Below are 13468 nucleotides of genomic sequence, written 5' to 3'. Positions count from 1 at the left end.
CAGTGACGATATGTCGCAGCAATCAATCCCGCTGATTTTATGGCTAAACACCGTGCAAGTAAAATTCAGATAGCGAAATTATTTAGCTGAATAAGGACATAGCGAACCTTTAAGGTCCCGCAGCCCATGCGTTGCGGGCATTAGCAGGCATTTCATCAATATTGTTTTGTTGGGAATGTAACGAACATAGTTGCCTCTAAATGATAATCAATATTATTTGTAGTGGTTTTTAAACTGTTTAACGCAGTGAGCGTCGCGAAGTCGACTTATATGCACGTTACTGCAAGTAGCGGTGGTGCTCGTTTTAGCGGATTTTTATGAGAGCGATGGCGCTCTGGATCAATGTTTTTTGAGCTCGCATGCCCCTGTAGGAGCGAGGCTTGCCCGCGAAGAATGCGCCGCGGTACATCGGGCCCAACGCGTCATCGTTCTTCGCGGGCAAGCCTCGCTCCTACGGGGGGATGCAATTCCAGGCAAAAAAAAACGCCCCGAACCAGTCGGGGCGTCAGATGTGCAGCACTGCGGTTAGCTTTCTATTCGGTCCGCAACGGCCGTTTGCTCAGGCGAAGCCGATCAGTGGAACTGTTCTTCTTCGGTCGAACCGGTCAGCGCGGTCACCGAAGACGAGCCACCTTGAATCACGGTGGTCATGTCGTCGAAGTAGCCGGTGCCCACTTCCTGCTGGTGAGCCACGAAGGTGTAACCCTTGGCAGCGTCAGCAAACTCTTGCTCTTGCAGTTTCACGTAGGCAGTCATGTCGTTGCGGGCGTAGTCGTGCGCCAGGTTGAACATGCTGTGCCACATGTTGTGAATGCCGGCCAGGGTGATGAACTGGTGCTTGTAACCCATGGCGGACAGTTCGCGCTGGAACTTGGCGATGGTCGCGTCGTCCAGGTTTTTCTTCCAGTTGAAGGAAGGCGAGCAGTTGTACGAGAGCAGTTGGTCCGGGTATTCCTTTTTGATCGCTTCAGCGAAGCGACGAGCCTCGTCCAGATCCGGCTTGGCGGTTTCGCACCAGATCAGGTCGGCGTACGGAGCGTAAGCCAGGCCGCGAGCGATCGCCTGGTCCAGGCCGGCGCGCACTTTGTAGAAGCCTTCCTGGGTGCGTTCGCCAGTCACGAATGGCTGGTCATACGGGTCGCAGTCGGATGTCAGCAGGTCAGCCGCGTTGGCGTCGGTACGTGCCAGGATGATGGTCGGTGTACCGGCAACGTCAGCAGCCAGGCGAGCAGCGGTCAGCTTCTGTATCGCTTCCTGGGTAGGAACCAATACTTTGCCGCCCATGTGGCCGCATTTCTTCACGGAAGCCAGCTGGTCTTCGAAGTGAACGCCGGCGGCGCCTGCTTCGATCATGCTTTTCATCAGCTCGTAAGCATTCAGTACGCCGCCGAAACCGGCTTCAGCGTCAGCCACGATCGGTGCGAAGTAGTCGATGTAACCTTCGTCGCCCGGGCCTTTGCCGGCTTTCCACTGGATCTGGTCAGCACGACGGAACGAGTTGTTGATGCGCTTGACCACGGTCGGAACCGAGTCCACCGGGTACAGCGACTGGTCCGGGTACATCGATTCGGCGGAGTTGTTGTCCGCAGCAACCTGCCAGCCCGACAGGTAAATCGCCTGGATACCGGCTTTAACTTGTTGTACAGCCTGGCCGCCGGTCAGGGCGCCCATGCAGTTGACGAAATCTTTCTCGGGACGGAAGGACGGCTTGGCGCCCTGGGTTACCAGGTTCCACAGCTTCTCGGCGCCCAGTTTTGCAAAGGTGTGCTCAGGTTGAACCGAGCCACGCAGGCGGACGACGTCAGCAGCGGAGTAAGCGCGTGTCACGCCTTTCCAGCGTGGGTTTTCAGCCCAATCTTTTTCGAGGGCTGCAATTTGCTGTTCGCGTGTCAGTGCCATGGAGATAAACCTCGTCGCGTCTTGTATCGATAGTGGTTCTGGGGTGGAAAATTCCTGCGTGCCGGTTACGCAATTCAAAGGGGCGTAAAAGGCTGCTCGCTGACCAGAAGCTTAGGCGGTCAAGTCGGGTTTGACGGGGGTGGCGACGGGATGAGCGATGGGCTCGAGGGGAAGTGAGCAGGTAAGGGCGAACTGGCGAGCGCATTCGGGCGTCGTGGGCCTTGGTGCGAACATCAGTGTGGAGCCGGATTACCTGATTACGCTTCCGTCCCTCGGGACAACTTCGTTCCAGTCGGCAACCTCGTCAAACACACCTTGTGGGCGGTACAGACACGAAACGGCTCGCGGGGTAGGTGCGAGCATCGCCTCGAAGGCCCTTGCCAGGGCCCCTGATTAGCGGGAGCGAGGCCATCATGCCTTTGCTTTTTTCGATCGTCAAACGTTTTGTAGTGCTTTTTATGTGGCACTACATCTTTGGTCTAATACGACTAATCAGTCAGTTTTCGGTGGTTTAGTCCAAAGTATCGACTTTCACCCGCAGCGTCATGTCATCCCGGCCCTGAGTCGCGTAGTTGCGGGTCTGGCCCTGTTTGTCGGCCTGAGTCTGGTGGTTAACGCCCGCCAGAGTGATCCATTCGCCGAGACGCCCCGTGACAGTTGTGTCGGTACTTTGCACATTCACTACATCGAGACGCTCCTGGCTCATCCGGTCACGGTTGGTGCTGATCGACAGGTGAACGATCTCGCCGGTAATGCTGGCTGTGACGTAGAAACCCTGGGTGACGTTGCGGTATTCGGTCTGGCTGCGCAGATCGCCATAGGAGTCGGCCTGAGTGCTGGTCAGCGGAACACTCTGGCCGACCTGAATCAGCGCGGGTGCACCTTCGCTGGTTTGAACCTGCTGGATGCCGCCATCACGACTGTCGGTGCTGCGATTGATGATCCGGGTCTGGCTCGGTTTGGCGCCATTCACCGAGTAACCCTGGTCGCCCTGGAAGTTGTTTTCATTGGTGTCGACGGTGATCAGCAGGCGCTTGGGTTTTGTGTCGAGTTGCGCGATAAGTGCTTTAAGTTCGTCGATCTTGCGCTGATCGCTAGTAACGATCAGTTGATTTCCGTAGGCGCTGACCTGGCCATCCTTGCCGATGAAATCCTGTGCCGTCGGCAGCATGTCAGCGCTGGTGCGGTAGTTCAGTGGCACGATCTCGGTGGCGGCCATGACCGAAAAACTGCAGGTCAACAGCAGCGTGGTGAGCAGGGCGCGTAGGGACATATCCGTTATCTCCGACTTTTTGGTGTGTATGTAGGAGCAAGCTCTCTCCTACAGGTCTTGATATTGCCAGTTTGTCGGCCCGGCATGGGGCAAGTTGAATCGTAGACAGCAAAACGCCCCGGCATCGGTTGATGGCGGGGCGTTTTGTGGTGTTGTTTCGGGGTTCTTCGCGGGCAAGTCGAATCGTCGCACCGCTCGCTCCTACAGGTATTCGCGTACCGTAGGAGCGAGGCTTGCCCGCGAAGGCAGCACCTCGGTCTCAAGCCGAATGACGCACCATGTCCACATGCGGAATGCCTGCTTCCAGGAACTCCTCACTGACCAGGCTGAAGCCCAAGCGCTCATAGAACGCTGTGGCCTGCACTTGCGCACTTAGCATCTGTTGCTTCAGCCCGCACTTCTCGGCCTCGAAGATCACCGCTTGCATCAGTGCATCGCCGACCTTCAAGCCGCGCCAGTCTTTCAGTACCGATACCCGGCCGACTTGCCCGTCGGGCAGCAGGCGGGCGGTACCAATCGGGAAGTCGCCTTCGAAGGCCAGAAAGTGCAACGCTGTTGCGTCATCGGCATCCCATTCCAGCTCGGGCGGAACGGATTGCCCGGCGATGAACACCGTCTCACGAATGCGCCGGATCTCGGCGTTGTCCTTTTGCCAGTCTGCGACACGTACGTGAATTTTATTCATCAGCAAACCCCAGGCTTCCTTGCTTGATCAGCTCGCACAGCAGGCCCCGACCGTCTTCGTCGCTCAGCCAGTCGCCCAGATTGTCGACGTGCAGCGCGTCGGCGGCGCAGATCATTTTCAGCAGTTCGCGCAGTTTGCCCGGCAGGTAACGGCTCTGGCCGCTGGCGAACAACAGCAGGTCGTCATCGACTTCGGACCAGGCCAGGCGTGCGCTTGGGTTACGAATCAGCACAGCACCTTGCTCAAGGCTGGCGAGCAGATCGTCTTCTTCGATTTCTTCCGGGCCCACCACCAGTTCCGGGTAGCGCGGTTCGGTCATGAACTGGCCGAACCAGGTCAGCAGCAGGCGTTCGTCGCTCATGTGCTCGGCCAGCAAAGCTTTCAGGCGATCAAGAGCGTCGTGCTGAATCTGGTGCGGATCGACTGCCGGCAGCGCGTCGGCATCGGTGTAGCGCTCTTCGTCGGTCAGGAACTGGCTGAGGAAGTCAGTGAAGTGAGTCAACACTTCAGAGGCACTCGGGGCGCGAAAGCCGACCGAGTAGGTCATGCAGTCGTCAATCGCAACACCACAGTGAGCCAGTCGCGGCGGCAGATAGAGCATGTCGCCCGGTTCCAGGACCCACTCATCGGTGGCTTCGAATTCAGCCAGGATGCGCAAGTCTGCATGTTGCAGCAGCGGGCTCTCGGAATCGCACATCTGGCCGATTTTCCAGTTGCGCTTGCCGTGACCTTGCAGCAGGAATACATCGTAGTTGTCGTAGTGCGGGCCAACGCTTCCGCCTGGGGCGGCGAAGCTGATCATCACGTCATCGACGCGCCAGCTCGGCAGGAAGCGGAAGTGCTCCAGCAACTCGCTGACTTCCGGCACGAATTGGTCAACGGCCTGGACCAGCAGGGTCCACTCGCGCTCCGGCAATTTGCTGAATTCGTCCTCAGCGAACGGGCCGCGGCGCAATTCCCAAGGATGCTCGCCGTGCTCAATCACCAGGCGCGATTCAACTTCTTCTTCCAGCGCCAGGCCCGCCAGTTCGTCGGCGTCGATCGGGCTTTCGAAATCAGGAATCGCCTGACGGATCAGCAGTGGTTTTTTCTGCCAGTAGTCGCGCAGGAATTCGCGCGCTGTGATGCCGCCCAGAAGTTGAAGAGGAATGTCAGGATTCATGTGTAACCTATTGAAAAAAAGCACTTTTCAGACGGGAATAAAAACGCCCGGCGCTGCCGGGCGTCTCAAACGGGTAAAACGGTCGATCAAATGCGTTTGGCTTGCTCGCAAGCGTTGCCGATGTAGTTCGCCGGGGTAAGCAACTTCAGCTCAGCCTTGGCGGCGGCTGGCATGTCCAGGCCGTCGATGAAAGTTTGCAGCGCTTCAGGGCTGATGCCCTTGCCGCGGGTCAATTCTTTCAGCTTCTCGTACGGGTTTTCGATGTTGTAACGACGCATCACGGTCTGGATCGGCTCGGCCAGAACTTCCCAGCACGCGTCCAGGTCCGCAGCGATCTTCTGAGCATTCAGCTCAAGCTTGCTGATGCCTTTGAGGCTGGCTTCGTACGCGATCACGCTGTGGGCGAAGCCGACACCGAGGTTACGCAGAACGGTGGAGTCGGTCAGGTCACGCTGCCAGCGGGAGATCGGCAGCTTGCTCGCCAAATGCTGGAACAGTGCGTTGGCGATACCCAGGTTGCCTTCGGAGTTTTCGAAGTCGATCGGGTTGACCTTGTGCGGCATGGTCGACGAACCGATTTCGCCAGCGATGGTGCGCTGTTTGAAATAACCCAGGGAGATATAGCCCCAGATGTCACGGTCGAAGTCGATCAGGATGGTGTTGAAGCGTGCGATCGCGTCGAACAGCTCTGCGATGTAGTCGTGCGGTTCGATCTGCGTGGTGTACGGGTTGAAGCCCAGGCCCAGCTCGTCTTCGATGAAGGCGCGGGCGTTTTCTTCCCAGTCGATCTCAGGGTAGGCCGACAGGTGGGCGTTGTAGTTGCCAACAGCGCCGTTGATTTTGCCCAGCAGCGGAACGGCCGCGACTTGAGCGATTTGACGCTCCAGACGGTAAACCACGTTCGCCAGCTCTTTGCCCAGGGTGGTCGGCGAGGCCGGTTGACCGTGGGTGCGCGACAGCATCGGGACGTCGGCGAACCGGATGGCCAGTTCGCGGATGGCGTCGGCAGTCTGGCGCATCAGTGGCAGCATGACGTCATCACGGCCTTCGCGCAGCATCAGGGCGTGGGACAGGTTGTTGATGTCCTCGCTGGTGCAGGCAAAGTGGATGAATTCGCTGACCTTGGCCAGTTCCGGCAGCTTGGCCGCTTGCTCTTTGAGCAAGTATTCAATGGCCTTGACGTCGTGGTTGGTGGTGCGCTCGATCTCTTTCACACGCTCGGCGTGCTCCAGAGCGAAGTTTTCCGCCAGGGTGTTGAGCACAGCGTTGGCTTCGGCGGAGAACGCCGGCACTTCGCTGATGCCAGGGTGAGCGGCCAGGCGCTGGAGCCAGCGCACTTCAACCAGAACGCGAGCGCGGATCAAACCGTATTCGCTGAAAATTGGGCGCAGGGCCTGGGTTTTGCCGGCGTAGCGGCCGTCAACAGGGGAAACCGCAGTGAGCGAAGAAAGCTGCATGGGGTGTTCTCGGACAGTCGGGCAACGAAATGGGGCGCGTATCATACATGAAAAAATCCGCCGGTCCGTTGCCAACTGACCGGCGTACTACGCGTTATAGATCAAAAACGATGTTGCGGGCGCGGTTCAGCTGCTGCGCATCAGCGGGTAAAGCTCTTTCAGCAATTTGCGACGACTGACCACCAACTGCCAGCGATGGCCGCCCAACTGCCGCCACAAGCGTGCCGAACGAATCCCGGCCAGTAACAGCGCGCGGATTTTCGAGGCGTTGCTCGGTTGCTGCAGGTTGCGCATGTCGCCGTGGACCTGAATCCGTTGGCGCAGGGTACTCAGGGTATCCTGATACAGCGCACCGCAGGCGGCGATCACGTTTTCATGCACCGGGCCGAAGTGCTCGACCTGAGACTGGATTTGCGGCAATCGCTTGCCGATTATGTCGAGCATGTCGTTGCGTTTGGCCAGTTGTCGTTCAAGGCCGAGCATCGCCAGCGCATAACGCAGCGGTTCGCGTTGCAGGGTGCTGGGGTCGCGTTCCAGGGCGCCAATCAATGCGCGGTAGCCTTCACGCAGATTGATATCGTCGCCGCCATACACTTCCAGCGTGTCCTTGGGGTCGCGAATCAGCAGGCTGGCAAGCATGCAGCTCAAACCGGCTTCGGTGGTCTGGCCGGTCTTGGCAATCTTGTCGACCAGTACGGCGGCGAGAAAAACGCCGCCCAGCGCCGTCAGCTGCTCCTGGGTCGGGCTCATTGTGGCTGGCCTTTACTGGTCCACGGTTCGGCAATTTCGATGACGCCGCCGCCAAGGCAGATTTCACCGTCGTAGAACACCACGGACTGGCCCGGGGTCACCGCGCGTTGCGGGTCATCGAAGGTCACACGGTAACCGGTGGCGGTTTTTTCCAGCGTGCAAGGTTGGTCGCTTTGGCGGTAACGGACTTTGGCCGTCAGCTTGCGTGGCTCGGCAAGGTCGATCGGGTTAACCCAATAGATGTCCGAGGCGAGCAGGGCGCGGGAGAACAAATAAGGATGGTCGTTGCCCTGGCCAACGATCAGCTCGTTGTGTTCCAGGTCTTTGATCAGCACGTACCACGGCTCGTCGCTGGCGTCTTTCAGTCCGCCGATGCCCAGGCCCTGGCGCTGGCCGATGGTGTGGTACATCAAGCCGTGGTGGCGGCCAATGACTTCACCTTCGGTGGTCTTGATCTCGCCGGGTTGAGCCGGCAGGTACTGTTTGAGGAAGTCGCTGAAACGACGTTCGCCAATAAAGCAGATCCCGGTGGAATCCTTTTTCTTCGCGGTGGCCAGGTCGTGTTTCTCGGCAATCGCGCGCACTTCGGGTTTTTCCAGCTCGCCAACCGGGAACAGGGTCTTGGCGATCTGTTCGCCGCCGACGGCGTGCAGGAAGTAGCTCTGGTCCTTGTTCGGGTCCAGGCCCTTGAGCAGTTCGGTGCGCCCGTCGATGTCGCGGCGACGCACGTAGTGGCCGGTGGCAATCAGGTCGGCACCGAGCATCATGGCGTAGTCGAGGAACGCTTTGAACTTGATCTCGCGGTTGCAGAGGATGTCCGGGTTCGGCGTGCGACCGGCCTTGTATTCGGCCAGGAAATGCTCGAACACGTTGTCCCAGTACTCGGCAGCGAAGTTGGCGGTGTGCAGCTTGATGCCAATCTTGTCGCACACGGCCTGGGCATCCGCCAGGTCATCCATGGCGGTGCAGTATTCCGTTCCATCGTCTTCTTCCCAGTTCTTCATGAACAGGCCTTCCACCTCATAACCCTGCTCGATCAGCAGGAGAGCGGAAACGGAAGAGTCTACGCCGCCGGACATGCCGACAATGACGCGCTTCTTTTGTGTGTCAGAAGGGGCTGGATCACGCATAGGGATTCAATGAGTGTCTTGAAAAAGGACGCGATTCTAACAGGCCGAAGCCCGCAAGGCTAAAGAGAAGGGCGGATCAGTTCGAGATCGAAGTGTTGGCCGTCCAGATAATCATCGATACAGCGGATGATCAGCTCACTGCGCCAGTTTGCGCGCTGTGCCAGCAGTTCGTCACGCGTCAGCCACTTTGCGCCGACAATGCCGTCGTCCAGCTGATAGTCGGGGTGGTGTTTCAAGGGTTTTGCGATGAAGCAGACGCGCTGGTAAGTCACGCCGTTGCTCGGGGCGGTGTAAAGGTAAATACCCACGACACCTGTCGGCTCTACGTCCCAACCGGTTTCTTCAAGGGTTTCGCGCACGGCGGCGTCAATCAGGGTTTCGTTCGGGTCAAGGTGGCCGGCCGGCTGGTTGAGTACCGCTCGTCCGCCCTTGAGTTCTTCGACCATCAGGAAACGGCCATTGTCTTCGACGATAGTGGCGACGGTGATGTGGGGTAGCCAGGTCATGCAATATCCTCCGGTCGTCAATCTGTAGGAGCGAGGCTTGCCCGCGAAGGCGGAGTGTCAATAACAATGATGTCGACTGGCACACCGCCTTCGCGGGCAAGCCTCGCTCCTACAGGAATGGGTATTTGAAACAGAAACCCCGGCACTGGGCCGGGGCTTCTTTGCATCCTTACAACCTTAAACCAGCGCAGCGATCGCGGCGTTGAAAGTGTTGCTTGGGCGCATGGCCTTGCTGATCAGCTCGGCATTGGCGTGGTAGTAACCGCCGATGTCCACTGGCTTGCCCTGAACGGCATTGAGCTCGGCAACGATGGTCGCTTCGTTCTCGGCCAGGGTTTTGGCCAGCTGGCCGAACTGCGCCTGCAGTGCAGCGTCTTCAGTCTGGGCGGCCAGGGCTTGAGCCCAGTACAGCGCCAGGTAGAAGTGGCTGCCGCGGTTGTCGATGTTGCCGACTTTGCGCGATGGCGACTTGTTGTTGTCCAGGAACTGGCCGGTGGCCTGATCCAGGGTCTTGGCCAGCACCAGCGCCTTAGGGTTGTTGTAAGTCACACCCAAGTGCTCAAGGGAAGCGGCCAGGGCCAGGAACTCACCCAGGGAATCCCAGCGCAGGAAGTTCTCTTCCAGCAGCTGCTGAACGTGCTTCGGAGCCGAACCGCCAGCGCCGGTTTCGAACAGGCCACCGCCATTCATCAGCGGAACAATCGACAGCATCTTGGCACTGGTGCCCAGTTCCATGATCGGGAACAGGTCGGTCAGGTAGTCGCGCAGTACGTTGCCGGTCACCGAAATGGTGTCGAGGCCGGAGCGGGTGCGGCCCAGGGTGAAGGCCATCGCGTCGACGGGCGACATGATGCGGATGTCCAGGCCCGACGTGTCGTGATCCTTCAGGTAGGCCTGAACTTTCTCGATCACTACGCCGTCGTGGGCGCGCATTGGGTCCAGCCAGAAAATCGCTGGCGTGCTGCTGGCGCGAGCACGGTTGACGGCCAGTTTGACCCAGTCCTGGATCGGCGCGTCTTTGGTCTGGCACATGCGGAAGATGTCGCCGGCTTCAACCGACTGCTCCAGCAAGGTACGGCCAGCGCTGTCGGAAACCCGAACCACGCCGTTGGACTTGATCTGGAAGGTCTTGTCGTGGGAGCCGTACTCTTCGGCTTTTTTCGCCATCAGGCCAACGTTTGGCACGCTGCCCATGGTGGTCGGATCGAAAGCGCCGTGCAGCTTGCAGTCTTCGATCACCGCCTGGTAGATGGTGGCGTAGCAGCGATCCGGGATCACAGCCTTGGTGTCGTGCAGCTGACCGTCAGTGCCCCACATCTTGCCGGAGTCACGGATCATGGCGGGCATCGAGGCGTCGACGATGACGTCGCTCGGCACGTGCAGGTTGGTGATGCCTTTGTCGGAGTTGACCATGGCCAGCGACGGACGAACAGCGTAGACCGCCTGGATGTCCGCTTCGATCTGCGCTTGCTGCTCAGCCGGCAAGGCTTTGATGCGAGCATACAGGTCGCCGATGCCGTTGTTCAGGTTGAAGCCGATCTGTGCCAGCACGTCAGCGTGTTTGGTCAGTGCGTCTTTATAGAACTCGGCGACGATCTGGCCGAACATGATCGGGTCGGAGACCTTCATCATGGTGGCTTTCAGGTGAACCGACAGCAGCACGCCTTTGGCTTTGGCGTCTTCGATCTCGGCAGCGATGAAGCTGCGCAGAGCGTTTTTGCTCAAGACCGCGCAATCGAGGATCTCACCGGCTTGCACGGTGGTTTTTTCTTTCAGGACGGTGGTGGTGCCGTCTTGAGCGATCAGTTCGATTTTGACCGCGTCAGCGGCGTCGATCAGGGCCGCTTTCTCGCTGCCATAGAAATCGCCGGTGCTCATGTGCGCGACGTGGGACTTGGAGTCCGCAGCCCAGGCGCCCATTTTGTGCGGGTGCTTGCGCGCGTAGTTCTTGACCGACAGTGGTGCGCGACGATCAGAGTTGCCTTCGCGCAGAACCGGGTTTACGGCGCTGCCCTTGATTTTGTCGTAACGCGACTTGGCGAGCTTGTCGGCATCGCTGGTGACGGTTTCCGGGTAGTCCGGAATGGCGAAACCTTGCGCTTGCAGTTCTTTGATCGCGGCCTGCAGTTGCGGAACTGAAGCGCTGATGTTCGGCAATTTGATGATGTTGGCTTCAGGCGTAATGGCCAGGTCGCCCAGTTCGGCGAGGTGGTCGGCTACGGCTTTGTCGCCCAATTGCTCAGGGAAGCTGGCCAGGATGCGCCCTGCAAGGGAGATATCGCGGGTTTCCACGGCGATATCAGCCGAGGCGGTGAATGCCTCTACGATAGGCAACAGTGAATAGGTGGCGAGGGCTGGGGCTTCGTCGGTGAAGGTATAGATGATCTTCGAGCGGGTGGGCATATTCGGATTAACTCTCTCTTCTTTGCTAAAGAGTGCGCAGAAACTCGAGGGGCGCCGGGTAAGCGCGCGTTCGTTCAAAGTCATCCATGAGCCGAATGTCGAGATTTGTGCGCGGTGATGTTGGGTGCATCAGTCGAGCGTCAAGCGGGTGGACTGCGGTAACAATCCTGCTTTTTCGGGCTCGGAATCTCGTCATAGAGAAGTCGGCCGTCGTGACTCTGCGGTCAGCGGGCGGCATTATACATAGGTAGCTGGCAATCTGCCGATGGTTCATACACAACGAATATCGTCCATTGGTCTAAAGGTCGCAGGAGAGCGTGGGGCGTAGAGTCTTGCACCGTGCTTGAGTTTGGCGCTTTTCCCTTTGCTTTCAGGCTTGTACGTCGCGAACTGCGCAGCTTCGCGGCAGATGGATGGAACAGAGGGTTTGCGTGTCGATTTAACTGGGGTACGCTCGAACGAAGCCAGATGTTCAATCCAAACAATGGAGTTCAGCATGGGATACAAGAAGATTCAGGTTCCAGCCGTCGGCGAAAAAATCACCGTCAACGCGGACCATTCTCTCAATGTTCCTAACAACCCGATCATTCCCTTCATCGAAGGCGATGGTATTGGCGTTGATATCAGCCCGGTCATGATCAAGGTTGTCGATGCTGCTGTTAAGAAGGCTTACGGCGGCGAGCGCAAAATTTCCTGGATGGAAGTCTACGCCGGGGAGAAAGCGACTCAGGTTTACGATCAGGACACCTGGCTACCTCAGGAAACCCTGGACGCAGTCAAGGATTACGTGGTTTCCATCAAGGGCCCTCTGACCACGCCGGTCGGCGGCGGTATCCGTTCCCTCAACGTGGCCCTGCGTCAGCAACTTGACCTTTATGTCTGCCTGCGCCCGGTGCGCTGGTTCGAAGGCGTGCCAAGCCCGGTCAAAAAGCCAGGCGACGTCGACATGACGATCTTCCGCGAAAACTCGGAAGACATTTATGCCGGTATCGAATGGAAGGCCGGTTCGCCGGAAGCGACCAAGGTCATCAAGTTCCTTAAAGATGAAATGGGCGTCACCAAGATCCGTTTCGACGAAAATTGCGGTATCGGCATCAAGCCGGTTTCGCTGCAAGGCACCAAGCGTCTGGCACGCAAGGCATTGCAGTATGTGGTCGACAACGACCGCGACTCGCTGACCATCGTGCACAAAGGCAACATCATGAAGTTCACCGAAGGTGCCTTCAAGGAATGGGCCTACGAAGTGGCCGCTGAAGAATTCGGCGCGACCCTGCTCGATGGCGGTCCGTGGATGCAGTTCAAGAACCCGAAAACCGGCAAGAACATCATCGTCAAGGACGCTATCGCCGACGCCATGCTTCAGCAGATCCTGCTGCGCCCGGCTGAATACGATGTCATCGCGACCCTGAACCTGAACGGCGACTACCTCTCCGACGCTCTCGCGGCCGAAGTGGGCGGTATCGGTATCGCGCCGGGTGCCAACCTGTCCGACACCATTGCCATGTTCGAGGCGACCCACGGTACTGCGCCCAAATATGCCGGCAAGGACCAGGTCAACCCGGGTTCGCTGATCCTGTCCGCAGAGATGATGCTGCGTCACATGGGCTGGACCGAAGCGGCCGATCTGATCATCAAGGGCACCAACGGCGCGATTTCGGCCAAAACCGTGACCTATGACTTCGAGCGTCTGATGGAGGGGGCGAAGTTGCTGTCGTCTTCGGCGTTTGGTGATGCGCTGATTTCGCACATGTAAGCGGAACGCAGTCGTCAAAAAAACCGCCTGGCTCATCAATGAGTCAGGCGGTTTTTTTTATGACCGGGAGATTGCAGTGAGCTTAAGCTGTAACGGTTTGTTGCCCGGCGGGTGCGAGCGCCTTTGGAGTGTCCTGAGGTGAGCCGATGTTGACGGCGTGCAAGCCTTTTGGTCCTTGAATGATCTCAAAGACCACAGCCTGTCCGGCTTTCAGGGTTTTATAACCGTCCATCTGGATGGCCGAGAAGTGGGCGAACAGGTCTTCGCTCTTGCCATTCTCGTTGATGAATCCATAACCCTTGGCGTTGTTGAACCATTTGACCTTGCCGCTCACCTTGACACCTGACATACCCATATCCCTCTGCTACAGACTCCATCACTGGAGTATCATCCAGTTTATCCGCAGTCACTTCTTAAATAAGGTTGACTCCGCGGACCTTTTTTACCCAC

Annotated in this window: 11 protein-coding genes; 1 reads left to right on the top strand and 10 read right to left on the bottom strand. The window is 58.2% G+C overall.

Going from position 1 to position 13468, the window contains the following annotated elements; translation table 11 throughout:
* Window positions 1-573 precede the first annotated feature (573 nt).
* The 9 genes from aceA to ACM6IR_RS00125 form a co-directional block, all read right to left on the bottom strand.
* Window positions 574-1899, bottom strand: a complete 1326-nt coding sequence (aceA, locus tag ACM6IR_RS00165) for an isocitrate lyase (protein WP_414905827.1) — start codon at window positions 1897-1899, stop codon at window positions 574-576.
* 511 nt (window positions 1900-2410) lie between these two features.
* The gene (locus ACM6IR_RS00160) at window positions 2411-3172 is read right to left on the bottom strand and encodes a secretin N-terminal domain-containing protein (RefSeq protein ID WP_414905826.1); all 762 of its coding nucleotides are present in this window, start codon (window positions 3170-3172) and stop codon (window positions 2411-2413) included.
* A 259-nt stretch (window positions 3173-3431) separates the two neighbouring features.
* Window positions 3432-3857 carry a GNAT family N-acetyltransferase gene (locus ACM6IR_RS00155; RefSeq protein ID WP_414905825.1) on the bottom strand — a complete coding sequence of 142 codons (426 nt, stop codon included), beginning with the start codon at window positions 3855-3857 and terminating at the stop codon, window positions 3432-3434.
* The gene (locus tag ACM6IR_RS00150; protein WP_414905824.1) at window positions 3850-5019 is read right to left on the bottom strand and encodes a JmjC domain-containing protein; all 1170 of its coding nucleotides are present in this window, start codon (window positions 5017-5019) and stop codon (window positions 3850-3852) included. Before ACM6IR_RS00150 ends, ACM6IR_RS00155 begins: the two co-directional genes overlap by 8 nt.
* An 86-nt stretch (window positions 5020-5105) precedes the next feature.
* Window positions 5106-6476 (bottom strand): adenylosuccinate lyase, encoded by a 1371-nt coding sequence (gene purB / locus ACM6IR_RS00145; RefSeq protein ID WP_414905823.1) that lies wholly within the window; start codon window positions 6474-6476, stop codon window positions 5106-5108.
* A 126-nt stretch (window positions 6477-6602) separates the two neighbouring features.
* On the bottom strand, window positions 6603-7226 hold the full coding sequence (gene hflD, locus ACM6IR_RS00140) for a high frequency lysogenization protein HflD (RefSeq protein WP_414905822.1): 624 nt from the start codon (window positions 7224-7226) through the stop codon (window positions 6603-6605).
* Window positions 7223-8356 (bottom strand): tRNA 2-thiouridine(34) synthase MnmA, encoded by a 1134-nt coding sequence (mnmA, locus tag ACM6IR_RS00135; protein ID WP_414905821.1) that lies wholly within the window; start codon window positions 8354-8356, stop codon window positions 7223-7225. The genes hflD and mnmA overlap by 4 nt, the downstream gene beginning before the upstream one ends.
* Window positions 8357-8415: 59 nt before the next feature.
* Window positions 8416-8862, bottom strand: coding sequence for an NUDIX hydrolase (locus ACM6IR_RS00130; protein WP_414905820.1), 447 nt, complete (start codon window positions 8860-8862; stop codon window positions 8416-8418).
* A 177-nt stretch (window positions 8863-9039) separates the two neighbouring features.
* Window positions 9040-11265, bottom strand: coding sequence for an NADP-dependent isocitrate dehydrogenase (locus tag ACM6IR_RS00125; RefSeq protein ID WP_414905819.1), 2226 nt, complete (start codon window positions 11263-11265; stop codon window positions 9040-9042).
* 496 nt (window positions 11266-11761) lie between these two features.
* Here ACM6IR_RS00125 and icd point away from each other — a divergent pair, with 496 nt between their 5' ends.
* Window positions 11762-13018 carry an NADP-dependent isocitrate dehydrogenase gene (icd, locus tag ACM6IR_RS00120; protein ID WP_414905818.1) on the top strand — a complete coding sequence of 419 codons (1257 nt, stop codon included), beginning with the start codon at window positions 11762-11764 and terminating at the stop codon, window positions 13016-13018.
* A gap of 82 nt (window positions 13019-13100) precedes the next feature.
* On the opposite strand, the gene cspD is transcribed toward icd, so the two are convergent.
* Complete coding sequence (gene cspD, locus ACM6IR_RS00115) at window positions 13101-13367, bottom strand: cold shock domain-containing protein CspD (protein ID WP_414905817.1); 267 nt, start codon at window positions 13365-13367, stop codon at window positions 13101-13103.
* Between the last annotated feature and the right edge of the window lie 101 nt (window positions 13368-13468).

The sequence above is a fragment of the Pseudomonas sp. IT-P253 genome (assembly GCF_949768125.1).
In the GTDB taxonomy this organism is placed as follows: domain Bacteria; phylum Pseudomonadota; class Gammaproteobacteria; order Pseudomonadales; family Pseudomonadaceae; genus Aquipseudomonas.
Note: the sequence above shows the minus strand (reverse complement) of the source record. Positions and strands in the feature narration are given on the sequence as shown.

Bases quoted from the DNA above. Each gene is read 5' to 3' on its own strand.
- ACM6IR_RS00160 (WP_414905826.1), bottom strand. From the start codon at position 3,172: ATGTCCCTACGCGCCCTGCTCACCACGCTGCTGTTGACCTGCAGTTTT.
- ACM6IR_RS00125 (WP_414905819.1), bottom strand. From the start codon at position 11,265: ATGCCCACCCGCTCGAAGATCATCTATACCTTCACCGACGAAGCCCCA.
- hflD (WP_414905822.1), bottom strand. From the start codon at position 7,226: ATGAGCCCGACCCAGGAGCAGCTGACGGCGCTGGGCGGCGTTTTTCTC.
- mnmA (WP_414905821.1), bottom strand. From the start codon at position 8,356: ATGCGTGATCCAGCCCCTTCTGACACACAAAAGAAGCGCGTCATTGTC.
- cspD (WP_414905817.1), bottom strand. From the start codon at position 13,367: ATGTCAGGTGTCAAGGTGAGCGGCAAGGTCAAATGGTTCAACAACGCC.
- ACM6IR_RS00155 (WP_414905825.1), bottom strand. From the start codon at position 3,857: ATGAATAAAATTCACGTACGTGTCGCAGACTGGCAAAAGGACAACGCC.
- aceA (WP_414905827.1), bottom strand. From the start codon at position 1,899: ATGGCACTGACACGCGAACAGCAAATTGCAGCCCTCGAAAAAGATTGG.
- icd (WP_414905818.1), top strand. From the start codon at position 11,762: ATGGGATACAAGAAGATTCAGGTTCCAGCCGTCGGCGAAAAAATCACC.
- ACM6IR_RS00130 (WP_414905820.1), bottom strand. From the start codon at position 8,862: ATGACCTGGCTACCCCACATCACCGTCGCCACTATCGTCGAAGACAAT.
- purB (WP_414905823.1), bottom strand. From the start codon at position 6,476: ATGCAGCTTTCTTCGCTCACTGCGGTTTCCCCTGTTGACGGCCGCTAC.
- ACM6IR_RS00150 (WP_414905824.1), bottom strand. From the start codon at position 5,019: ATGAATCCTGACATTCCTCTTCAACTTCTGGGCGGCATCACAGCGCGC.